The following is a 22,446-nucleotide window of genomic DNA, read 5'->3' as shown; positions in this document are numbered from 1 at the left end:
CGGCCGATGCGTTTCCGGCCCCGCGTCGCCGCGCCGTGGACGCTTCCCGCAGAGAGGTCTCCGGATCGACGGTCACCCGGCGTCCGTGGCCGGTTCTCGCCGTCTGTCAGGAAGCGCGGCGGCGTCTGATGAGCAGGGTGAGGCCGGCGGTGAGGGTCAGGGCGAGCGCGGCCGCCGCGCCGATGAGCAGCCAGATCCCCCCGGCCCGGCTCTCGTCGGCCGCAGCGACCGGGGCCGGGGTCGTGACCGGGGCCGAGGCCGGAGCCGGGGTTGCGTTCCTGGCGGGGCCGAGGGCTGCGATCAGTTCGGCGGTGATGGGACCGGAGAAGCTCTCGTGGTGTACGGCGCGTTCGTCACCGGGGCTCAGCGGCCCGGAACCCGGCTCGACCGGCACGTTGCCCGCGCACAGCGACGACGACAGGGCCGCCCTCGGCGCCGTCTCGTTCAGCACCGAGGGGTCCGTGCCGGCGAACACCAGGTAGCGGGCGCCCCGCTCGAACGCGTACCCGCAGGCGGCGCCGCCGACATTGGTCGCGACCGTGTACTCGGCGGCCGGCGCGCCCTTGTACACGGTGTCGGCGCGGAAGGTGTAGACGTTCGGCTCGCTCGGGCCCAGGGGGTTCATGCTGTCCGAGCGGATCGCGACGACCGTGCCGGTGAACACCGTCTTCGCGTGCCCCACCGCCTTCGCCGGGGAAAGGGTGGCGCAGTCGCAGGCGTGCGCGGCGGTGGCGGTGCCGGCCAGCGCGGCGGCGATGAGCGCCAGGAGCGCGAGCAGTCGTAGCGTCATGCCCCCTACGACGGCCGACGCACCCCGGTGGTTCAGCCTGGGCGCGACCTCCGCCCCCGGGATCACCAGCCGAGTTCGTCGCAGCCGTTGTGGTCGGCCGGCTCGACCTGGAGGGTGGCGTGGGCCACGCCGTGGCGTTCGCGCAGCAGGTCGCGGGCCTGGTCGAGGACGCTGTGGTGGTCGCCCTGGTCGCCGGTGACGAGATGGGCGGTGGCCACGTTCATGCCGGAGGTGAGCGTCCACAGGTGCAGGTCGTGCACGTCGCGCACGCCGTCGATGGCGGCCAGGTCGGCGGCGACCGCGGCGGCGTCGACGCCTTCCGGGACGTGCTGACCCAGCACGGCGAACACCTGGCGGCCCAGCGCGACCCCGCGGACGGCCACGAAGACGCCGATGGCCAGCGCGACCGCGGTGTCCCAGAACGCCTGACCGGTCGCGGCGACCAGCCAGCCGGCCGCGATGACGCCGACCGAGCCCGCCGTGTCGGCCACGACCTCCAGGTAGGCGCCCTTGACGTTCAGGCTCTCGCGCGCGCCGGAACGCAGCAGGAACAACGCCACCAGGTTGACGGCCAGTCCGATGGCGCCAACGATGATCATCGGCCCGGACGAGACCTCGGCAGAGCCGCCGATCCTGCCGATCGCCTCGGCCACCACGTAGACGGCGACGCCGAGCATGAGCACGACGGCCAGCAGGGACGCGAACACCTCGGCCCGGTAGGAGCCGTAACTGCGGCGGCCGGTGGTGTCAGGACGTGTCGCGATCCTGGTGGCGACCAGCGCCGCGCCGAGCGTGACCACGTCGGCGGCCATGTGCCCGGCGTCCGACAGCAGCGACAGCGAGCCCGACAACAGTCCGAAAGCCAGCTCGACCACGAAGAACGTGCCGATGAGGACGAAGGAGACCGTCAGCCGCCAGCGATGCCGCCCGGCCGCGTGCCCGTGCCCGTGTCCCGCGCCCATCACTTGCTCCCTTCGCGTTCGGGGTGCAGCGCCTCGGTGTGCTCGGTGTGCGCGAGCGCGACGTCCAGCAACATCCGCACGTGCGGGTCCTCAAGCCGGTAGTACGCCATTCGGCCCGAGCGGCGGGCGGACACGATGCGGTGGGCACGTAGCAGCCGCAGGGCGTGCGAGACGGCCGATTCGCTCTGGCCGGTCACCGCCGCCAGGTCGCACACGCACAGTTCGCCGTCCAGCAGGGCGACCAGCAGGCGCAGCCGGTTCGGGTCCGACAGCAGGCCGAACACGTCGGCGGTGTCCGCCACGTCCTCGGTGGACGGCATCCGCTCGTGCACCGCGGCCACCCGGTCGGCATCGACCACCCGGACGGTGCAGCCGTCCAACGCCAACACTCGCTCATCTGAAGAACTGTTCATATGATCAAGATAGCCGGAAGTGTGGCCGCCATGTCAAGCTCATAAGACGTCGAACGGGTGCTCATCGGCTGGACGACGGCATGGCTTTACGCGAATCTTTGCCGTTCAGGGGCGCGGCCGGGCCGCTCGCGGGCATCATCACCGGTGATGCTCACGACACCGACAGCCCGTCCCCGCCGCCTGGCCGCCTGCGGCTCCGGCTCCGGCTCCGGCTCCGGCTCCGGCTCCGGCTCCGGCTCCGGCTCCGGCTCCGGCTCCGGCTCCGGCGGGATCGTGACGCGGGTGGTGCTCGTGATCGCCCTGATCATCGGGGTGGTTTTCACCCACGGCGGGGCGTGCGCGGCGGTGGAACTGGCCGAGCCGGTGACCCACGGCGCCCACCCGGAGACAGCCACGCCACCCGGTGTCGTCGTGCCGCCCGGTGTCGCGATGCCATCCGGCGTCGCCGCGCCGCCTGATGCGGCCCCGCTGCCCGGTACCGGGACGCGATCCGTCGCCGCCGCAGAGCCCGTCGCGGCGGTCGGTGAGGTGTGCTCGCATCGGCGGTTGCCGGTCGGCCATCAGCACGGGACCGAGCAGGACCGCTCGGCCACCGCCCCCGCCGGAACACCCATGCCGCCGGCCATGCAGGCCGCCGTGCCGCCCGACCCGGTCCCCGCCTTCGCCGGAACGTTCCCGGGCGCGGCGGCCGACGCCGTCCACCCGGCCGGGCCGGCCAGGGAAAGTCTCTGCGTGATGCGCATATAGGACGACGGCCCCGTCCCACGCCGTCCACAGTCAGTTCTCCGGTCCGCGGCGTCTTTCGTCATGCCCGCGGATCGCGCGTCATCACTCGGGGATTCACCATGTCATCGCACGCGACCTTCGCGCGCCCGCACGAGGCGCCGTCCACCGGACACTCCGCACACTCCACGTACTCCGCGCTCCCGTTCACCGTCGGCAACACGCCGCTGGCCTATCTGCCCGAGCCGTTCGGCGTCGCGGACGGCGGGTTCTGGGCCAAGCTCGAAGGCTTCAATCCGGGCGGCATCAAGGACCGTCCCGCCCTGCACATGATCCGCCAGGCCCGCGCCCGCGGCGAGCTCGCGCCTGGGGCTACCGTCGTCGAGTCAACCAGCGGGACGCTCGGGCTCGGCCTGGCCCTGGCCGGCATCGTCCACGGCCACCCGGTCACGCTCGTCACCGACCCCGGCATGGAGCCGCTGATGTGCCGGCTGCTCAGCTCGTACGGGGTCCGGCTGGAGATCGTGGACGAGCCGCACCCGACCGGCGGCTGGCAGCAGGCCCGCCGGGACCGGGTGCAACGCCTGCTGGCCGAGATCCCCGGCTCCTACTGCCCCGACCAGTACAACAACCCGGACAACGTGGACGCCTACGCCGGGCTCGCGCACGAGCTGCTGAACCAGGTCGCGCACGTCGACGTCCTGGTGTGCTCGGTCGGCACCGGCGGGCACAGCGCGGGCATCCACCGGGTGCTGCGCCACCACTTTCCCGGCCTGCGACTGGTCGGCGTGGACGCGGTCGGTTCCACCATCTTCGGCCAGCCCGCCAGGCCACGGCTGATGCGCGGCCTGGGCTCCAGCATCCACCCGCGCAACGTCGCCTACGACTCCTTCGGCGAGGTGCACTGGGTGAGCCCGGCCGAGGCGGTCTGGGCCTGCCGGACGCTGGCCGCCCGCCACTACGTCTCCGGCGGCTGGAGCACCGGGGCCGTCGCGCTGGTCGCGCACTGGCTGGCCCGTACCTCGCCGGGGCGGAGCGTCGTGGCGATCTTCCCCGACGGGCCGTGGCGGTACTGGAACACCGTCTACGACGACGGCTACTGCCGCGCGCACGGCCTGCTCGGCGCCGTCCCGTCCGACGAGCCCGACCTGCTGGACGCGCCGGGCGAGCGCGAGGTCCACCGCTGGACCCGCTGCACGAACGTCGCCGACCCGCTGGCGGGGACCCGATGAGCGGCACGTTGCGTGAGTTCCGTTCCTTCGGCCGCCCGGTCCAGCTGCTGCAGGTCAACCAGGCCGGCATCAACCTCGGCTTCTACCTGCTCATGCCCTACCTGGCCCAGCATCTGTCGTCCGGCGCGGGGCTGGCGGCCTGGACGATCGGGCTCGTCCTGGGCCTGCGGAACCTGAGCCAGCAGGGCATGTTCCTGATCGGCGGCACCCTGGCCGACCGGCTCGGCGGCAAGCCGATGATCATGGCGGGATGCGCGTTGCGGACGATCGGGTTCGCCATGTTCGGGCTGACCACCTCGGTGCCGCTGCTGGTCGTGGCCGCCGTACTAACCGGGTTCGCCGGTGCGCTGTTCAACCCGGCGGCCCGCGCCTACCTGGCCGTCGCCGCCGGCGAGCGCAAGGTGGCGGCCTTCGCCGTGTTCAACGTGTTCTACCAGGGCGGCATCCTGCTCGGCCCGGTCGCCGGGCTCGTCTTGCTGAACGCGGGCTTCACCGCCGTGTGCCTGTCGGCGGCGGCGATCTTCGCAGTGCTGACCGTGCTCCAGGGCCTGTGCCTGCCCACCCAGCCTGACGCCGCCCAGCCTGACGCCGCCCAGCCTGACGCCGCCCAGCCTGATGCCGCCCAGCCTGATGACGCCCGTCCCGAGCAGGCGGCCCGTCCCGTGCGGGTCGAGCGGGCCGTGCGGGTCGAGCAGACCGTGCGGGCCGAGCAGACCGTGCGGGCCGAGCGGGTCGAGCGGGGGTCGGTGTTGCGGGACTGGCGGCAGGCGTTCGGGGACCGGGCGTTCCTGTCCTTCGCCGCCGCGATGATCGCCTCGTGCGCGTTGTCGTTCCAGATGTACCTCACGCTGCCGCTGGAGGTGCAGCGCCTCGGCGGCGGCCAGGCCGGGGTTACGGCGCTGTACGCCGTCTCCGCGCTGCTCGGCATCGCCGGGCAGGTACGCCTGACCGCCTGGTGCGCGGCCCGGTGGACCCGCGGCCAGGCGATCAGCCGCGGGCTGCTGCTGATGAGCGTCGCGTTCCTGCCGCCCGCGGCGACGGCGCACGTGTCGCTGCCGCCGCCGTGGGCGATGGCGCCGGTGCTGGCCTGCGCACTGCTGCTCACCGCGGGCACGCTGGTGGCCTTCCCGTTCGAGATGGCCGTCATCGCGGACCTGGCGGGTGACCGGCTGACCGGCACCTACTACGGCCTGTACCACCTGCTGTCCGGCGTCGGCATCCTGGCCGGGAACCTGCTGGCCGGCGGCCTGGTCGACACCGCACGCGCGGCCGGTCTGGCCGCGCTGCCGTGGACGCTGCTCGCCGTCGCCGGGCTGGTCTCCGCAGCGGCGGTCCGACGCCTGGACCGGGGCGCCCGGTTGTCCGGCGCCGGACGGACGGCGGCCGCCGTCGGCTGAGCGGGAGTCAGGTGCCGCCGGAACCGCTCTTACGCCGGCCACCGAGGAAGATCCCCACCCCGGCGAGTACGAGCACCCCGGCGGCGATCCACAACCAGGCGGGCATCCCATCGCCACTCCCCGCGACCGGCGCGGCCTCGGCCGTAGAAGGAGGCGAGGAGATGTCAGGCAGGGAGGAGCCAGGCGCGGACGTCCCCTCAGGAGCGCTGGTCTCCCCCGACGCGCTGGGCTCCGCCGGCGTGGTCGGCGCGTCGGCGCTGGATGTGGCCGCAGGGGTGGGCCGGGCGGTGACCGTGAAGTGCAGCTCGCCCTGGATCGGGTGCCCGTCGGAGGAGACCACCCGCCAGGCGATCCGGTGCCTGCCAGCCTGGAGCTCCCGTTCCAGGCTGGTGAGGAGCTTGACGCCCTGCATGCGGGGCTTGGCGAGCGGGACCCGGTCGCCGTCCGGGCCTTCGAGCAGAATCGTGGGCATCGTCATGCGCGAGGAGAATTCGAGCTCGATCGTCTCGACGCGGTCCAGCTTGGCGTTGTCGGCCGGGGAGCTGGACTTGAGCCGGTCGTGCGCGAGGGCGGCGGGAGCGCCGAGCGTCAGCAGCAGGACGGCGCCGGCCACCGAGGCCGCGGCACGCCGTACGAATGTGGACAGGTGAGCCAAAGGAAACTCCGGAGAACGAAGGGCACCCGGCGAGCCGCCGGGGCAGGCGGGAACGCGCCCGTACGCCGAAGGGGCCGGGCGGGGAATGTCGTGGCGGGCCGCCGCCGGTCAGCGGCAGGGCAGGCGGACGGGTGGCGGCCCGCGGCGTGACAGTGCCCTGGTCAGGACGGCGGACACCCGGTGCGCGGCCTCCGGCCGGTCCGGCAGGCGGCGGGGACGCTCGGCGACCCGCCCGTCGACCAGGACGGCGAGCGCGGCGAGCAGCAGCGCCCACAGGCCGCTCACCCCGACGGCGGCCAGCCGCAGCAGCTCGGCCAGCGCGCTCTCCCCGCGCGCCAGCCACCAGCTCGATCCCAGGGCCACCGCGAGATGGATCATCACCATCCCCGTCCCGCCGCCGTGCTCGTGCCCGGCCCAGGCGTCCATGGCGGACGTCGGCCGGTGTTCCCTGGCCGGCCACCCCAGCTCCGCACCGGCGAACAGCTGATGCAGCCCGTACTGGGAGAGCCCGCACAGGACCAGCAGAACGGGCCGGCCGCACCGGCGATACCCGATCGCGTACGCGCCCAGCCAGGTCACCACGGCGGCGGAGGCCAGCGCGCGCAGGCTGATCGCGGCGCCGCCGACCAGCACGTGCAGCGCCGCGGAGGCGAGCACGCACACGGCGGTGAAGGCCGCGGCACGCACCGCGCGAACCACTGGTCGGCCAACCTGCACGCCGCCATCCTGCCAGAGCACCCCCGCGATCGCGCCCCAGGCCGCCTGCCCTTCCGCGCGGAACCACACCCACATTCGACATGATGTAGAAGTTCTACGTACTGTAGAAACTCCGATCGGAGGGTGGTCGATGAGCGAGAAGTCGCGGACGGCGCCGCGCCTGGCCCACGTGCTGCCCGTCGCGGCGGGCGCAGTCGCGGCGGGTGTCGCAGCGGCGGCTCTGGCGGTCGGGCTGGTGTCCGGTGGCGCGGCCCGCACCGTGCCGATCGCCGGGCTGGCCGACGCGGGCCCGCTCACCCGCTGGGGACTTCCCGTCGCCGAGCTCGCCGCCGGACTGTCGGCGGTGACGACCGTGGGCCTGCTGCTCATGGCGTCCTTCCTGCTGCCCGGCGAGAAGGGCCTGCTCGCGCCCGAGTCGCGCCGCTACGCGCGCCTCGCCGCATGGGCGGCGCTGTGCTGGGTCGCGGCGACGGCGCTGACCGCGCTCTTCACCGCGTCGGACCTGATGGCGGTCCCCGTCGCGCGGCTGACCGGCGCGCAGGTGCTCGACTTCGTCGCGAATCTCCCGCAGGGGACGACGCTGCTGCTGGTCCTGATCGCGGCCGCGGGCGTCGCCGGTTTCGCCAGGGACGTGGTGGGCGTGCAGGGCGCGGCCGGGCTGCTCGGCGTCGCCGTGCTCGCGCTGCTGCCCCCGGCGCTGACCGGTCATTCGGCCAGCTCACCGAACCACTCGCTGGCCGTCACCGGGCTCGGGCTGCACCTGGTGTCGGTGACCCTGTGGGCCGGCGGCCTGCTGGCGGTCACCATGCACGCGCTGCGTGGCGGCCGTGACCTGGCGATCGCGGCGTCGCGGTTCTCGCGGCTGGCGCTATGGTGCTTCGCGGGGACGGCGGTGAGCGGCGTCGCGAGCGCCGCGGCCAGGCTGACCGAGCCCGGGCAGTTGCTCACCTCCTCCTACGGGCTGCTCGTCCTGGCCAAGACCGCCGCCGTGATCGTGCTGGGCGGGTGCGGCCTGCTGCACCGCCGCCGCACGCTGGCCGCCCTGCGCGCGGGCCGGCCGCGGGCGTTCGCGCGGCTGGCGGCCGGCGAGGTCGTGGTCATGGCCGCCGTCATGGGACTGGCGGTGGCGCTGTCGCGTACCGCTCCCCCGCTGGTCACGCTGCCCGTCGATCCGGTACGCGACCTGCTGGGGTACGCGATGCCACCGGAGCTCACCGCGGCCCGCCTGGCCTCGCTGTGGCGGCTGGACCTGCTGTTCGCCCTGCTGGTGCTGGTCGCCGCCGTCGGCTACGCGGCCGGGGTGGTGCGGCTGCGCCGCCGTGGCGACGCCTGGCCGGTGGGCCGGTCCGTCTCGTGGGCGCTGGGGCTGGTCCTCGTCGTGGTGTTCACGCAGAGCGGCATCGCCACGTACGCGCCGGTGCTGTTCAGCATGCACATGATCCAGCACATGGGGCTGGCCATGCTGGCCCCGATCTTCCTGGTGCTCGGCGCGCCCGTGACGCTGGCGCTCAGGGCGGTCGGACCGGCCGCCAGACGCGGTGACCGCGGCCCGCGCGAGTGGATCGTGGCCGTGCTGCACAGCCGCGTCGCCGAGATCGTCTCGCACCCGGTGGTCGCGATGGTCATCTTCGTCAGCGGCTCGTACGCGCTGTACTACACCTCGCTGTTCGAGGGCGCGATGCGCCAGCCGGCCGGCCACATCGTGATGAACGCGCACTTCCTGGCCTCGGGGGTGCTGTTCTTCTGGGTGATCATCGGGGTCGACCCGGCGCCGCGCCGCCTGCCCCACCTGGCCAAGCTCGGCACGCTGATGCTGACCATGCCGTTCCACGCGTTCTTCGGCATCTCGATGATGATGATGGGCAAGTCGATCGCCTCGTCCTGGTACGACGAGCTGGACCGGCCGTGGGGAGCGAGCGTCCTGCAGGACCAGAGCGTGGCGGGCGGCATGGCGTGGGCGTTCAGCGAGATCCCGACCATGATCGTGGTGATCACGATCGCCGCGCAGTGGGCGCTCAGCGACCACCGCGAGTCGCGGCGGCAGGACCGGCACGCCGACCGGCGGGGTGACGCCGAGCTGGCCGCCTACAACGACTACCTCACCAGGCTGAACGAACGGTCCGAGCGGCAGCCGTGACCCGGGGGCAACCGTGACCTCCGGGCCGGTCGGCGGAGCCGGTATGTTGTTCTACGAGTCGTAGAAGTTTCTGTCGGGAAAGGGATGCCGTGTTCGAGATCGTGTCCGCCCTCGTCCCTCCCCTGGTGGTCGGTGGCGCCTTCGTCGCCGGCGTCGTCCACCTGGTGCGCGCGGAGAACCGGGCGAAGGCCGCCGAGAGCCAGGAGCGGGCGCGGCAACGCGCCGCTGCCGCTGCCGCCGCCGAACGGACGGACCGGGGCGAGCAGTCCGCATGACCTCGGCGGCGACCCGGGCCGTGGAACGGACGGCGCCCCCGGACCGGCCCGGCCGCAAGCGTGATTCCTACCTCGACAACGTCAAGTTCCTGGTGATCGCCCTGGTGCCGACCGGGCACGCGCTGGTGCCGACCCTGGCCGCCGACTCCGCCCGGGCGATGTACCTCTTCATCTACACCTTCCACATGCCGCTGTTCGTGGTGATCAGCGGCTACCTGTCCAGGAGTTTCTGGAACTCCAACGCCAAGACGAACAAGCTGGTCGACACGTTCGTCGTGCCGTACGTGATCGTCGAGGTCGGGTACGCGGCGCTGCGGTTCGCACTCGGGCAGAAGTGGAGCCTGACGATCATCGACCCGGCCTGGCTGAACTGGTACCTGCTGGCGTTGCTGTTCTGGCGGCTGTCGGCGCCGGTGTGGAAGCGGATGAAACACCCGGTGCCGGTGGCGATCGCGATCTATCTGGTCGCCGGGTTCTCCCAGATCTCGGGCGACTTCAGCATGGACCGCTTCTTCGGCCTGATGCCGTTCTTCGTCATCGGGCTCATGCTGCGGCCCGAGCACTTCGACCTGCTCGACCGGCGCCTGGCCAAGCTGCTCGGCGTGGCGACGCTGCTCGGCGCCGCCGCCGTGGCCGTCTACCTGGCGCCCCGGGCGCCGCTCGGCCCCTTCTACTTCAAGGAGAGCTACCAGGATCTGGAGTTGTCCTGGTGGGCGGGGCTGCTGCTGCGCGGCGGGCTGCTGGTCTGCTCGCTGGCGATGTGCCTGGCCGTCCTGGCGCTGGTGCCCAGGCGGGAGACCTGGTTCACCGATCTGGGCACCAGGACCCTGTACTGCTACCTGCTGCACGGCGTCGTGGTCCTGGTCGCCAAGGACCAGGGCTGGCTGGCGGCGCCCTGCTGTTCGGCCCGCTCGGCGCGCTGAGCATCGCGTCGGCCTGTTTCGCGCTGACCATCGTCCTGTGCCTGCCGCAGACCAGGGCCGTGTTCAAGTGGCTGCTCGAACCGCGTCTCACCTGGCTGTATCGGCGCTCGTCGACCTGAACGAGGGTCAGGTGAAGAGCTGGCCGCCGTTGACGTCGATGGTGGCGCCGGTGACGGCCCCGGCCTGGCGTGAGGCGAGGTAGACGACGGCGCGGGCGACGTCCTCCTCGGTGGCGATGCGGCGCAGCGCCATCGCCGCGACGTCACGCGCCCGGATCTCCTCGAACGTCACCCCTTCCGCCGCGGCTCTGGCGCGCATCCAGTCGTCGAGCGCCTCGCTCGCGATCCAGCCGGGCGCGACGCAGTTCACCCGCACCCCGTACGGCCCGAGCTCGTCGGCGAGGCAGTGGGAGAGCAGGTGCGCGGCGGCCTTGCCGGCGGCGTAGTCGCTGCGGCCGGCGTAGCCGGTGCGCGACGACATGGAGGTGACGTTGACGATCGCGCCGGAACCCCGCGCCACCATGTGCGGCGCGATGAACCGGCAGGCCAGCAGCGTGCCGTAGCCGCCCGTGTCGACGGCCCGGCGCCACGCGGCCAGGTCGTCGTCCGACATGTCCAGCACGTTCCTCCGGTGCGAGCCGGGGAAGGCGGCGTTGACCAGCACGTCCACCCGGCCGAAGCGGTCGATCACGGTGCCGGCCAGCCGCCGCATGTCGTCGGCGCTGGTCACGTCGGCGGGCACGGCCAGCGCGCCGGGCACCTCGGCGGCGATCTCGGCGACGCCGGCCGCGGTGCGTGCGGCCACGACGACGTGCGCGCCCTCCTGGCTCAGCAGCCCGGCCAGGGTCCGCCCCAGCCCGGGACCGGCGCCGGTGACGACCGCGACCTCATCCTCCAGCAGCACAACCGGGATCGTACCAAGCGTTTGCTAGGTGGCACGACCCCGGTCGTGCGAGCCGCGCGGTCAGGAGCCGCTGACGCGTACCGTCGCCCGGTCGCCGTCGCGCAGGACGGAGATCCTGGTGCCGGTGTCGGGCACCTTCACCCCCAGTTCGGGCAGGTCCGGGTGCCAGTAGACGCCGTTGCGGTCGTCGAACACGCGAACCCCCGGACGCGCGGGGAACACCGTGGGCACGCCCTCGGAGTGCAGCCTGAGCCGGTCCGTCCGCTCGCCGCCGAACGGCGCGTCGAACACCTGCTGCCGGCCACGGACCAGCGCCCCGCTCGTCCAGCGCAGCGGTTCGGGACGGGCGTCGACCGGCAGGATCATGCCCTCGCCCGGGTGGTCGCGGGTGGTGTTGTCGCCGTACCAGGCGTCCCAGAGCCAGATGAGCACCCCCTGCTGGTACGGGTAGTGCTCGATCCGCTGGCTCCCGGTCCAGCCGAAGTTGTACGGCCCGGTGCGCAGGAACGCGTTGTAGCCGGTGTAGCGGCGGTTCTCGGCCAGGTAGGCACGCAGGAACCGCTGCACCCCGACCTCGCCGCTGCGGGTGAAGCCCACCGCCGTCCACTCGCCCTCGCCCTGCTCGACGTCGTCGGCGAACACCCCGGGCACCTCGACGTCGTCCAGCCGGAAGCCGGACTCGGTGGTGTTGGAGTCGGTCGAGTAGCGGAACCTGAACCAGATCTTCCCGCCCGCGTACGGGGTGAGGTCGTAGCCGATCTCCCGCCAGTCCGACGCGCCGGTGAGCGGCTGCCCGAGCGGGGTCCAGGTGGCGTTGTCGCGCGAGACCTCCGCGTACAGGAAGTCGTAGTCCTGCTCGATCGCGTAGGCCGCGCGGGCCTTGAGCGTCGCCTGGGTGAGCCCGGTCAGGTCGATCTGCCGGGTGAGCGTCTGCTCCAGGTTGTCGCCCTTGCCGCTCCACCACTGCCACGCGCCGCCGTACGGCTTGCCGAGCGGGGTGCTGATCTCGCGGGCCGGCAGGTCGACCAGCAGCGCCTGCGGGTCGCGGGTGTTGTAGGAGCCGACGCCGAGCGTGTGCGTGGAGGACGTGGCCGCCCTGGCCCGCTCGTAGTTCAGCCAGCCGAGCTGGAGCTTGCTCCAGGCGTCCAGGTCGCCGCCGTACTCGCCGAGCGGCCCGCGCCGGGTGCTCAGGTAGGACCCGGACGACATCAGCGACCAGTAGTTGACCGCGTTCTCCCCCGACCCCGCGTACAGGTCGGGCAGGCCCAGGTCGTGGCCGTACTCGTGGGCGGTCAGGCCGACGCCGCTGTTCTCGCCGACCGTCAGGTAGTCGCCGACCCAGATGCCGGTGTCGCCGATCTGCGTGCCGCCGTTCCTGTTGCCCTCGGGACCGGCCTGGCCGCGCTGGGGCCAGTAGGCGAAGTAGCGGTGCGCCCAGACCGCGTCCGCGCCCTGCGCGCCGCCGCCCCACGTCTCGTCAATCCCGGCGTGGACGACCTGGTAGTGGTCCAGGTAGCCGTCGGGCTCGTCGAAGTTCCCGTCGTTGTCGTGGTCGTAGCGGTCCCAGACGTCGTACCTGCGCAGGTCGGCGCGGATCTGCTCGGTCGTCCTGCCCTTGGCCTTCTCCGCCTCGAACCAGGCGTTGGCCGAGTCGCGCACCAGGTCCCAGTTGTTCCAGCAGATGCCGCCTTCCTCGGGCGCGCATCGGTCGCTGCCGTACCTGGCCTCGTTGTACGGGACGCGTACCCAGTCGCTGACGTAGCCGTCCAGGTCGTAGCGGCCGGAGGACTGCAGCCGGAAGTAGTCGCGCAGCGAGTTGCCGCCGGTGGAGAAGTAGGACTGCTGGTAGTAGGACCGGTTGAAGTCGGGCCGCCAGAGCGTGTGGTTGTCGTCGGTGCCACGCGGGTCGGGGATCGCGTTGTGGCGGGGGCCGGGCTGCCCGCCGTACTTGATCTGGCCGTCGATCATCGTCTCGTTGTCGACCTGGTCGCCGAACTCGGCGAGGACGACGAAGACCTGGTCCTTGCGTTCCTGGCCGAGTTCGACGTAGCGGTGCCCGACTTTCACCGCGCGGCCGCCGCGCGCCATGGCCGCGGGCCCCTGCGTCACGGCGCCCTCGACGGCCTGCCTGCGCAGCGCGGCCTGCTCGCGCTGCTGCGGGCTGAGCGGCGCGACCTCCCTGCTCGTCTCCTTGGGGCCGGGCGCCTGGGCGGAGGACGCGGACGCCTGGGCGGAGGACGAGGAAGTGGTCGATGTCGCGAAGGAGGGCGGTGTTCCGAACGCGGCGAGCGCCACGAGGGCGACCGCCGCCGCTAAGAAGGAGGTTCGCATGACATGTAACATGTCACACTCTAGCCCTTCCAGTCTCCCCCTGCACCGCCGCGAATTTACGGAAAAACCCCGATTTCACCGGGCTCGCAGCCACCGATCAAGCGCCGCGAAGTCCTCGTCGGCCAGCCCCCGGTACGGCTCGACGCGATGCAGGAGCGCCGGGCCGGCGTGGTGGGTGGCGACCCAGCGGTCCTCGCGTTCGTCCTGGCCGGTGGGCTCCGGCCAGGTCACCACCGGCAGGCGCGGCAGCCCGAGCCTGGGCGCCAGGTCGGTGTTCGCCCGTTCCTCCCAGGTCGTCGCCCAGACCAGCGCGCCGGGCAGGGCCGCCAGCCGGCGTCCCACCTCAGGGGTGGGCGGCGTGGCCGGCGACGCGCCACGGGGGTCCTCGCCGAACGGGAGCAGCGGCCCGTCGACGTCGAGGAAGACCAGCGGGCGTCCTGGCCGGGGAGAGGGTCGCACCGTCATGACGGGACGTCACGCTAGCCCAGATCGTCGCCGCCCGGCTCGTGCCCGATCGGGCGCAGGTGCCTGAGCAGCGCGAACGACACGACGGCGAGGCCGAGGGCGATCGCCGCGCTCAGTCCCGCGACGGTGGCCAGCGAACCGGTGAACGCCGCACGCGCCTGCGCGAGCAGCGGGCCCGCGACGTCCGCGGGCATGGTCGCGGCCGCCGTGACCGCGTCGCTGAGCGAGTCGCCGGCCTGCGGCGAGGTGGTACGGCTCGCGTAGACGGCGGTGCCCACACTGCCGAACAACGCGATGCCGAGCGCCACCCCCAGCTCGCCGCCGGACTCCGCCAGCGCCGACGCCGACCCCGCCTGCCTGGCCGGGGCGGCGCCGACGATGAGGCCGAGCCCGAGCGCGCCCACCGGAGCGGTGCCGAGGAAGCCGATCGTCAGCCCGGCCAGCAGCGTCGCGAACCCGTCGCCCGCGACGACCAGCGCGAACCCAGCCGCCGACCCGGCCAGCCCGAGCCCGACCACACTCGCCGGACGGTAGCGCCTGGCCAGCGCCGGAGCCATCAGCGAGCCGGCGACCAGGGCGGTGGCCGGGATCGCCATCCACAGCCCGGCCGCCATCGGCGTCAGGGACTCGACCAGTTGCAGGTACTGGCCGACGAACAGGTACAGCCCGCCCTGGGTGAGCATGGTGAGCAGCAGCACCGACAGCGCGGCCGTGAACGAGCGCTCGGCGAACAGGCTCAGATCGAGCAGCGGGTGGGTGAGCCGGCGCTGCCGCCGGACGAACGCGATCCCCACCGCCACCCCGGCCGCCAGGACGAGGTAGGCCACCGGCCGCGCCGGGTCCTTGGCGAGTTCCTTCAAGCCGTACACCACGGGCAGCACCGTGGCCAGCGACATGAGCACACTGACGAGATCGATCCTGCCGGGTTCGCGCACCCGCTCCTCCGGCAGCACCGCCCCGACGGCCAGCACCAGCGCCATGACCGGCACGCCCATCAGGAACACCGAGCCCCACCAGAACGTCTCCAGCAGCATGCCGCCGATGACCGGCCCGAGCGCGGCCCCGCCCATGAAGCACGCGGTGAACACGCCGATGGCCATGGCGCGCTGCCTGGCGTCGGTGAACAAAGTGGTCACCAGCGCCAGCGCGGACGGCCCGAGCATGGCCCCGGCCACGCCGAGCAGGACGCGCGCGGCGATCAGCATCTCCGTGGTGACCGAGTACGCGGCCAGGGCCGAGGCCACGCCGAACGCGGCCGAGCCGATCAGCAGCAGCCTGCGCCGGCCGATCCTGTCGCCCAGCGAGCCCATGGTGATCATGAAACCGGCGATCATGAAGCCGTACGCGTCGGTGATCCAGAGCAGTTCGACCGCGCTGGGACGCAGGTCCGCGGCCAGATGGGGAAGCGCGAGCACCAGCACCGTGTTGTCCACGGCGAGCAGCAACGTGGCCAGCGCCAGCACGGACAACCCGAGCCACGCCCGGGCGCCGGCGCGAGGCGGTGAGGTAAGAGTCGACATGGGCACCAGCGTGGAGCGCCGGTGTTCTGGTCTGTTTCGGATCTGTTTAGGGTGGGAGACATGCGCTTCGGCGTTCTTGGGCCGCTCGCGGTGTGGACCGACGACGGGCACGACGTGCGGGTGCCCGAGCTGAAGGTGCGCGTGCTCCTCGCCGGGCTGCTGGCCGCGTCCGGGCAGGTCGTCTCGGCCGGGCGGCTGATCGAGGACCTGTGGGGCGCGCGGTCGCCGGCCCGTCCCACCAGCGCGTTGCGGGCGAAGGTGTCGCAGTTGCGCAGGGCGCTGGAGGACGGCGAGCCCGGCGGCCGCGAGCTGGTCGTCTCCCGCCCGCCCGGCTACACGCTCGACGCCGACACCGACGCGCGCCGCTTCCACGCGCTGACCGATCGGGCGCACCGCGCCCACGACCCGGCGGAACGGGCCGAGCTGCTGGTCGACGCCCTGGCCCTGTGGCGCGGCCCGGCCTTCGCCGACGTGGCGGACGAGCCGTTCGCCCGCGGCGCGGTCACCCGGCTGGAGGAGCAGCGGCTGACCGCGCTGGAGGATCTCGCCTTCGCCCGGCTGGAACTCGGCGAGGACGCCGCGCTGATCGCGGAGCTGAGCGAGCTGGTGGAACGGCACCCGACCAGGGAACGTTTCCACGCCGCGCTGATGCGCGCGCTGTACCGCTGCGGGCGGCAGACCGAGGCGCTGGCGCTGCACCACGGCCTGCGCGAGCGCATGCGCGACGAGCTCGGCCTCACCCCTGGCCCCGAGGTGACCGCGCTGCACCAGGCGATACTCGAACAGCGTCCGGAGCTGCGTGAGGTGCGGGTCACGCCGCCGCCGCGCGCCACCCGCCTGCCCGAGCCGCTCACCGCGCTCATCGGCCGGTCATCCGCCGTCGAGGAGCTCGCGGCGCTGCAGCCGGCGACGCGGCTGCTCACGCTCACCGGGCCCGGCGGGGTGGGCAAGTCCCGTCTGGCGCTGGAGGTGGCCAGGCGGCTCGCCCCCGGCTTCCCCGACGGCGCGCAACTGGTCGATCTGTCCGGCGTGGGCGATTCGCCGTCGGCCGTCACCGACGCCATCGCGGCCGCGCTCCACCTCAGGGACGGCGGCCACCCGGACGACCCGGCCCACCGGCTGGCCGCCCTGCTCGGCCACCGCCGGCTGCTGCTCGTCCTGGACGGCTGCGAGCACGTCGTCGAGCCGGTGGCCAAGCAGGCCGAACTGCTCCTGCGCGGCGGCGCCGAGCTGCGGATCCTGGCCACCAGCAGAGAGCCGCTGGGCATACCGGGCGAGGTGGTGCGCCAGGTTCCGCCGCTCGCGGAGGAGGCGGCGATCCGGCTGTTCACCGAACGGGCCACGGCGGCCGGCGGCGACTTCGCCCCGGAGGCCGGGCAGCGCGAGACGGTCGCGTCGATCTGCCGCCGGCTCGACGGTCTCCCCCTCGCGCTGGAGCTGGCGGCAGCCAGGGCGGCCGCCATGAGCCTGCGTGACATCGCCGACCGGCTCGACGACCGGTTCCGGCTGCTGACGACGGGACGGCGGAGCGGCCCGGAACGGCAGCGGACGCTGCGCTCGGCCCTCGACTGGAGCTGGGGCCTGCTCACCGACGCCGAACGCGTCGTGCTGCGCCGTCTCGCCGTGCAGTCGGGCGGCTGCACGCTCCTGGCCGCTGAGCGGGTGTGCGCCTACCCCGCCCCGCTGCCCGGCGGGCCGCCCGGCGAGGAGACGCTGGTCGGCGCCGCCCACGACACCGACGCCGACCTCGATCCGGCCGACGTCGCCGGCCTGCTGGCCCGCCTGGTGGACCGGTCGCTGGTGGTCAGGCAGGGTGATCGTTACCGGCTGCTGGAGTCGGTGGCCGCCTACGGCCTCGAACGCCTGCGTGAAGCCGGCGAGCACGACCGGATCCTGCGCTGGTACGTCACCTTCTACACCCAGCTCGCCGAATGCGCCGAGTACTACCGGACCGGCCAGGCCCGCCACGGCTGGATCAGAAGGCTCGACGCCGAGACGGCCAACCTGCGCGGAGCGTGGGAGGCGGCGAGGAGACTGGGCGACGCCGGGCTGTCGGCCCGGCTGACCGCAGCGCTGACCTGGTACTGGATCCAGGGCGGACGGCCGATCGAGCTCGGCCCTGGCGGGCCGGGCTGAGCCGGGCTCGCGTCGCCCGAAGTTACCTGCCCGCCACGCATTGACCAGACTTTGAAGTCGATGCATTCTGGCGCTACTGCCTGTCCCCGCCGGGTGCGTTGCCGTGGCGGGGCCGGGTGGCGCTCGAGCCGGCGCTGTGGGGGGCCTGGCTGCTGACGTTCGCACGGTTCACCCTTTTCTTTACCTCGCACCACGATTTCGCCCGCCATTCGGCGCGTTTCCGCCTGCCCTGAATGGCGTGCGCCCGCGATACGGAGGTCACGCACATGCGAGTCGGCGACAGCCTGCCCAACTACCAGTTGCTGTTCGGGGAACTGGACTTCCGGCCCGGAGACGAGGCCAGGACGGTGAACTCGCCGGCGGCGTACCTGGCCGACCTGCTGCGTCTGCTGGACGAGGAGGTGGACGCGGGCGGCGCGCGGCTGCACGAGCGGCGGCCCGACATCAGGGAGATCCCGCTGGACGCCGAGCACACCGCCACCGAGCTGCCCTACCTGGACATCGTGGTGGAGATACTCGAACGGCTGGCGGGGCCCGACCCGTACGAGCGCATGAAGACCATGGCCTTCCCGTTCGACAAGCCCTTCGATCTCGCCTACGAAGAGCTTGGAACGTTCCTGAAGCGGCACGGCATCGGCAGGGAGGAGATCCCGCGGCTGTTCGGGGCGCGCCCGGCCGAGCTGGCGGCGCTGTTCCTGGGCCTGTCCCCCGAGGTGGCAGGCGCGGTGACGACCGCCAGAGCGCAGGAGGCCGCGCTGAAGGCGTCCTTCCAGGTCGGACGGCACGAGCCCGGCGAGGAGCTGGACGTGCTGGCGGACCCGGCGCGGCTGTGCCTGGCGGCCGGGTTGTCGGAGGCCGAGCTGACGGCGGTGCTCGGCGCGGCGTTCGTGCGGCAGGGCGGCCCGGCCGTCACCGTGGCCGGCGGGCGGCTGAGCCTGCCGGCCGGCGCGGAACTGCTCGCCTGGCTGGACCGGGTCAACCGGTTCGTCCGGCTCGCCAGGCGGGCCGGGCTGTCGTTCGCGGACCTGGACCTCGTGCTGAGCACCCTGTGCGGCAACCGGCTCGACGCGGCGGCGCCGGCCGTGCTGGCCGCGGCGGTGCACGTCGGCCGCTCGCTCGGGCTGCCGATGGACGTCACGGTGAGCCTGGCCGCGCCGATGCCGGCCGCGCTGGAGGTCGGCACGTTCGCCGGGGTCACGCTCGCCGACGCCCTCGGGATCGGGGCGGCGGAGCTGGCGCGGCTGCGGGTGCGCTTCGGCGAGGTCGTGCCCGGGGAGCCGGGGACGTCGGCGCTGCATCGGGCGGCGCGGCTGATGAGCGTGCTCGGGCTCACCGCGGACGAGCTGTTCGACCTGCTGCGGCTGCTGGACGGCTCGATCGCGGCGCCCTTCCCGGTGCCGTCGACGCCGGTCCCGATGGGCGACTGCCGGCGGATCCTGGCCGCGCCCGACGTGGCCACCGGGCTGTGGCTGGCCCAGGCGTTGCCGCTGGTGGTGCGGTGGCTGCGCGACGCCGGGCTGTCGATCGCCGACCTGGCCGCGTTCGCCGGCGGCCCCATGCCCAACGCGACGCCGGGTGCGCCGGCCGGGGGCGAGCCGGAGCCGGCCGAGGGTGAGGCGGAGTTAGCCGCCGCCCTGGGCGAGGCGCTGGCGCGGACGGCGGACGGTCCTGACATGTTCGTGTCGGACCGGTTCGGCGAGCGCGCGTCCCGGGCGATCTGGGACGGGCTGGCCGAATCGGGGCCGTACGGCGCGCTGATCGGGATGGCCCGCATCACCCCGGCCGACTTCACCGGGCTCGGCCTGGGCGACCGGCTGGCCGTCAAGATCTTCACCAACCTGGTGCTGCGCGGCAACCTCACGGCGGACGGCGAGCTGGTCGAGGTCCCGTCGGAGACGGCCACGGACTTCGCGCCGCACCGCGACCAGGTGGCCGACCTGTTCGGCCGGCTGGGCGAGGTGTGTTACCCGTCGCACCTGGAGGGGCTGACCGGGCTGACGGTCGCGCAGCGCGCCGAGCTGTACGACAACCTGGTCTACAACGGCTACATCGACGCCGAGGGCGTGGTGCTGAACGCGGCGATCGGCGAGCTCAACGCCGATCTCGGCGACGTCGCCGCCGACGTCGTCGCGCTGATCGAGGCCGCCGCCGACGCCTATCTCAAGGAACCCCTGCCCGTCGAGCTGGACGACGCGCCGGCCGGGCTGCTGGAGAACCTGAGGTACAACGGCTACATCGACGGCGACGGCCACTACCGCGACAAGGACGCGGTCACCGAGCTGGACGTGGCGGACTTCGCGCTGGCCGCCGAGTTCGAGCCGATCAAGGCGGACGTGCTGGCGAGCATGCGGCAGCAGGTCGCCGACCTGTGGGCGCGGGTCTGCGTCTTCCCGCCCGAGGAGTTCGTCGAGATCGCCGAACTGGCCGTGGCGCGGCGGGTCATCGACGGCGGCGGGCTGGAGTGGTCCGACCCGGTCGTCGACGAGCGGCTGCGGGCCGTCGCCGAGGAGCAGCGGCCGTACCGGCTCGACCCGGAGTCGCTGGTCGCGCTCGGGCTGGGGCCGGACGGCGCGCAGGTCGTGCTCGACACCCTGATCCAGGGCGGTGACCTGGACGAGGCGCTGGCCGTGCCGGAGGACCGGCTGCCGTTCTTCGCCGAGCCGAACAGCGTGGTGGAGTTCTACCTGCACGGCGCGGCGGACTACGGCGCGCAGGTCTTCGGCCTGCTGAACGCCGTCGCGACGGCGACCGCGGCCGGGGTCGCGGAGATCGAGGCGACGCTCGCCGCGCGGGCGCAGGCGCGGACGGCCGCGCTGCTGACGGCGGCGCAGGACGCGCTGGGCGTGCCCGCCCCGGTCGTCAGCACGATCTGCGCCGGGGCCGGCGTGGCGCTGACCGGGTTGCTGGAGCCGCCGACCACGGCGTACCGGCGGATCAAGGCGTTCGCCCGGCTCGCCGCGAAGCTGGGCCTGGACGAGCGGCGCGTCGCGCTGGCCTTCCGCGACCTGCGGCTGGCCGCGCGCTACCCCGAGCCGCTGGCGCTGCCGGCCCAGGCCGACGGCATCGACGCGGTGCTGGAGAGCGTGGACGGCGACGTGTACGTGTTCCGCGGCGAGCGCTACTGGCGCTTCCACCAGGGCAGGCTCGCCCACGACGGGCCGCTGTCCGCGCTCGCGCCGGGGCTGACCAGGGTGGAGGCCGCCTTCCGCCACCCGGCGGGAACCGACTGGCTGGTGAGCGGGCCGCGGGCGTACGTGCGCGAGCCCGGCGGCTCCCGGTGGGCGCCCCACGACCAGGTGTGGGGCCGGTTCAGGGACGACTTCGCCGGCGGCGGGAAGATCACCGCCGCGCTGGTGGACGAGGACGGCCGGACGTACCTGTTCTGCGGCGACCAGTACGTGCGTTACTCCACCGGGGACTTCGGCGCGGTGGACGAGGGCTTCCCCCGGCCCGCGGCCGAGTTCGGCGACCCCGGCTTCTACGGCAGGGACGGCGAGTACCACGCCTTCACCGACAAGGCGGGCTTCTGGCGCGGCGGCGCCCAGGACGAGCAGCCCGAGCTCGACGAGACCCCCGGACCCGACGACACGCCCGGCTTCGACGGGCAGGGCTTCGACGGGCTGGTCGACGCCGCGTACGCCGACGACACCGGCGTGTACGTCTTCCGCGGCGACCGCGTCGCCCGCCACACCGCGTCGCTGGAGAACGAGGACGCGCAGGCCGACGACGGCTACCCGCTGACGATCGAGGCGAGGTTCCCCGGCGTGCCCGCGGAGTTCGAGCGCGACCTGGAGGCGGCCGTCGCCGCCGACGGCGTGGTGCACCTGTTCAAGGACGGCCGCACGGTCTCGCTGACCGGTGACACCCGGATCGTGCCGACCGTGCAGCGGTGGGGGAACATGCCCGCCGCGTTCCCCAGCGGCCGGGTCGACGCCGCGTTCGTCGGCCTGGACGGGCGCACGTACCTGTTCAGCGGCGACACCTACCTGCGCTACTCCGGCACCGACTACTCGCGCGTCGACCTCGGCTACCCGCGCCGGATCGCCCCCGACTGGGGCGGGCTGACCGGCGTGAACGCCGCGTTCGTGCTGGACGGCGAGACGTACCTGTTCGGCGGCGGCCGGTTCGTGCGCTACTCCACCGGCGACTACACCGAGCCGGACGCGGGCTATCCGCAGCCGCTGCCCGGCGACTGGTGGAACCTGCCCGACTCGTTCGGCACGGAGGTCGACGCGGTGTTCACCGCCCAGGACGGGCGCACCCACCTGTTCCGCGGCGACAGATACATCGAGTTCGACGCGCGAAGGCGCTGGTGGTCGGCGCCGCGGAAGCTGGCCGAGCACTGGGACAGCGTGCCGTTCGGCTCGGTCGACGCCGCATTCGTGGGCCGCGACGGCCGCACCTACGTCTTCTCCGGCGAGAAGTACATGCGTTACTCCGACGGCGATTACAGCAGGGCCGACGACAGCTACCCGGCGCCGGTGGCCGCCTTCTGGGGCCGCACGCGCAACAACCTGCTGCGTACCGGGCGGGTGGACGCCGCGCTGCACCTGGATGGGCACACCTACCTGTTCTCCGGTGACCAGTTCATCCGCTACACCGGCACCGCGCCCGACCTCGGCTACCCGCGTTCCCTGGCCGACCTGCGCGAGGAGCCCCGGCTCGGCCGGCTGACGGCGGAGCTGGACGCGGTCGACGCGGCCTTCGCCGACCGGGGCAACGTCTACCTGTTCCGCGAGCACACCTGTCACGTGGTGTCCGAGGCGCTGCACCGGACCTACGACGTGCCCGACGTGTCGTGCGCGTTCCTGGAGGACGGGCAGCTCGTCGTCGAGGGGGCGGGCGGCTGGCGGCGTCAGGGTTCGGT

Annotated in this window: 17 protein-coding genes; 8 read left to right on the top strand and 9 right to left on the bottom strand. The window is 73.2% G+C overall.

The window, feature by feature from the left end; translation table 11 throughout:
* Positions 1-106: 106 nt before the first annotated feature.
* The 3 genes from HII36_RS10980 to HII36_RS10970 form a co-directional block, all read right to left on the bottom strand.
* Positions 107-790, bottom strand: a complete 684-nt coding sequence (locus HII36_RS10980; RefSeq protein WP_173523010.1) for a hypothetical protein — start codon at positions 788-790, stop codon at positions 107-109.
* Positions 791-852: 62 nt separating this feature from the next.
* Complete coding sequence (locus HII36_RS10975) at positions 853-1,752, bottom strand: cation diffusion facilitator family transporter (RefSeq protein ID WP_173523009.1); 900 nt, start codon at positions 1,750-1,752, stop codon at positions 853-855.
* Positions 1,752-2,141, bottom strand: a complete 390-nt coding sequence (locus tag HII36_RS10970) for an ArsR/SmtB family transcription factor (RefSeq protein ID WP_328807678.1) — start codon at positions 2,139-2,141, stop codon at positions 1,752-1,754. Before HII36_RS10970 ends, HII36_RS10975 begins: the two co-directional genes overlap by 1 nt.
* A 171-nt stretch (positions 2,142-2,312) precedes the next feature.
* Between HII36_RS10970 and HII36_RS10965 the strand changes: the two genes are divergently transcribed.
* The 3 genes from HII36_RS10965 to HII36_RS10955 all read left to right on the top strand — a co-directional run bounded on the left by HII36_RS10965 (position 2,313) and on the right by HII36_RS10955 (position 5,517).
* Positions 2,313-2,912, top strand: a complete 600-nt coding sequence (locus tag HII36_RS10965; protein WP_173523007.1) for a hypothetical protein — start codon at positions 2,313-2,315, stop codon at positions 2,910-2,912.
* A 98-nt stretch (positions 2,913-3,010) separates the two neighbouring features.
* Entirely contained in the window at positions 3,011-4,120 is a 1,110-nt protein-coding gene (locus HII36_RS10960; protein WP_173523006.1) for a PLP-dependent cysteine synthase family protein, read from the top strand.
* Positions 4,117-5,517 carry an MFS transporter gene (locus HII36_RS10955; RefSeq protein WP_173523005.1) on the top strand — a complete coding sequence of 467 codons (1,401 nt, stop codon included), beginning with the start codon at positions 4,117-4,119 and terminating at the stop codon, positions 5,515-5,517. Before HII36_RS10960 ends, HII36_RS10955 begins: the two co-directional genes overlap by 4 nt.
* 7 nt (positions 5,518-5,524) lie before the next feature.
* On the opposite strand, the gene HII36_RS10950 is transcribed toward HII36_RS10955, so the two are convergent.
* Positions 5,525-6,172, bottom strand: coding sequence for a copper resistance CopC family protein (locus tag HII36_RS10950; protein ID WP_173523004.1), 648 nt, complete (start codon positions 6,170-6,172; stop codon positions 5,525-5,527).
* Positions 6,173-6,280: 108 nt separating this feature from the next.
* A complete protein-coding gene (locus tag HII36_RS10945) occupies positions 6,281-6,964 on the bottom strand; it encodes a hypothetical protein (protein WP_173523003.1) in 684 nt (227 codons plus the stop codon).
* A gap of 55 nt (positions 6,965-7,019) precedes the next feature.
* Here HII36_RS10945 and HII36_RS10940 point away from each other — a divergent pair, with 55 nt between their 5' ends.
* The 3 genes from HII36_RS10940 to HII36_RS10930 all read left to right on the top strand — a co-directional run bounded on the left by HII36_RS10940 (position 7,020) and on the right by HII36_RS10930 (position 10,224).
* Entirely contained in the window at positions 7,020-9,026 is a 2,007-nt protein-coding gene (locus HII36_RS10940; RefSeq protein WP_173523002.1) for a cytochrome c oxidase assembly protein, read from the top strand.
* Between the two features lie 89 nt (positions 9,027-9,115).
* Positions 9,116-9,301 carry a hypothetical protein gene (locus tag HII36_RS10935; protein ID WP_173523001.1) on the top strand — a complete coding sequence of 62 codons (186 nt, stop codon included), beginning with the start codon at positions 9,116-9,118 and terminating at the stop codon, positions 9,299-9,301.
* Positions 9,298-10,224 carry an acyltransferase family protein gene (locus HII36_RS10930; protein WP_173523000.1) on the top strand — a complete coding sequence of 309 codons (927 nt, stop codon included), beginning with the start codon at positions 9,298-9,300 and terminating at the stop codon, positions 10,222-10,224. The genes HII36_RS10935 and HII36_RS10930 overlap by 4 nt, the downstream gene beginning before the upstream one ends.
* Before the next feature lie 126 nt (positions 10,225-10,350).
* Here HII36_RS10930 and HII36_RS10925 read toward each other — a convergent pair whose 3' ends face one another.
* The 4 genes from HII36_RS10925 to HII36_RS10910 all read right to left on the bottom strand — a co-directional run bounded on the left by HII36_RS10925 (position 10,351) and on the right by HII36_RS10910 (position 15,443).
* A complete protein-coding gene (locus HII36_RS10925) occupies positions 10,351-11,127 on the bottom strand; it encodes an SDR family oxidoreductase (RefSeq protein ID WP_173522999.1) in 777 nt (258 codons plus the stop codon).
* 60 nt (positions 11,128-11,187) lie between these two features.
* Positions 11,188-13,458, bottom strand: coding sequence for an immune inhibitor A domain-containing protein (locus tag HII36_RS10920; RefSeq protein WP_173522998.1), 2,271 nt, complete (start codon positions 13,456-13,458; stop codon positions 11,188-11,190).
* Between the two features lie 75 nt (positions 13,459-13,533).
* Positions 13,534-13,923: a trehalose-phosphatase gene (locus HII36_RS10915; RefSeq protein ID WP_173522997.1), complete on the bottom strand. Its 390-nt coding sequence runs from the start codon at positions 13,921-13,923 to the stop codon at positions 13,534-13,536.
* Between the two features lie 14 nt (positions 13,924-13,937).
* Positions 13,938-15,443 (bottom strand): MFS transporter, encoded by a 1,506-nt coding sequence (locus tag HII36_RS10910; RefSeq protein WP_173522996.1) that lies wholly within the window; start codon positions 15,441-15,443, stop codon positions 13,938-13,940.
* A 60-nt stretch (positions 15,444-15,503) separates the two neighbouring features.
* Here HII36_RS10910 and HII36_RS10905 point away from each other — a divergent pair, with 60 nt between their 5' ends.
* Positions 15,504-17,579 (top strand): BTAD domain-containing putative transcriptional regulator, encoded by a 2,076-nt coding sequence (locus HII36_RS10905; RefSeq protein WP_173522995.1) that lies wholly within the window; start codon positions 15,504-15,506, stop codon positions 17,577-17,579.
* A 266-nt stretch (positions 17,580-17,845) separates the two neighbouring features.
* A partial coding sequence (locus HII36_RS10900; RefSeq protein WP_217369385.1) for a hemopexin repeat-containing protein occupies positions 17,846-22,446 on the top strand: 4,601 nt, incomplete at its 3' end.

This window comes from Nonomuraea antri (assembly GCF_013283785.1).
GTDB classification, from domain to species: domain Bacteria; phylum Actinomycetota; class Actinomycetes; order Streptosporangiales; family Streptosporangiaceae; genus Nonomuraea; species Nonomuraea antri.
Note: the sequence above shows the minus strand (reverse complement) of the source record. Positions and strands in the feature narration are given on the sequence as shown.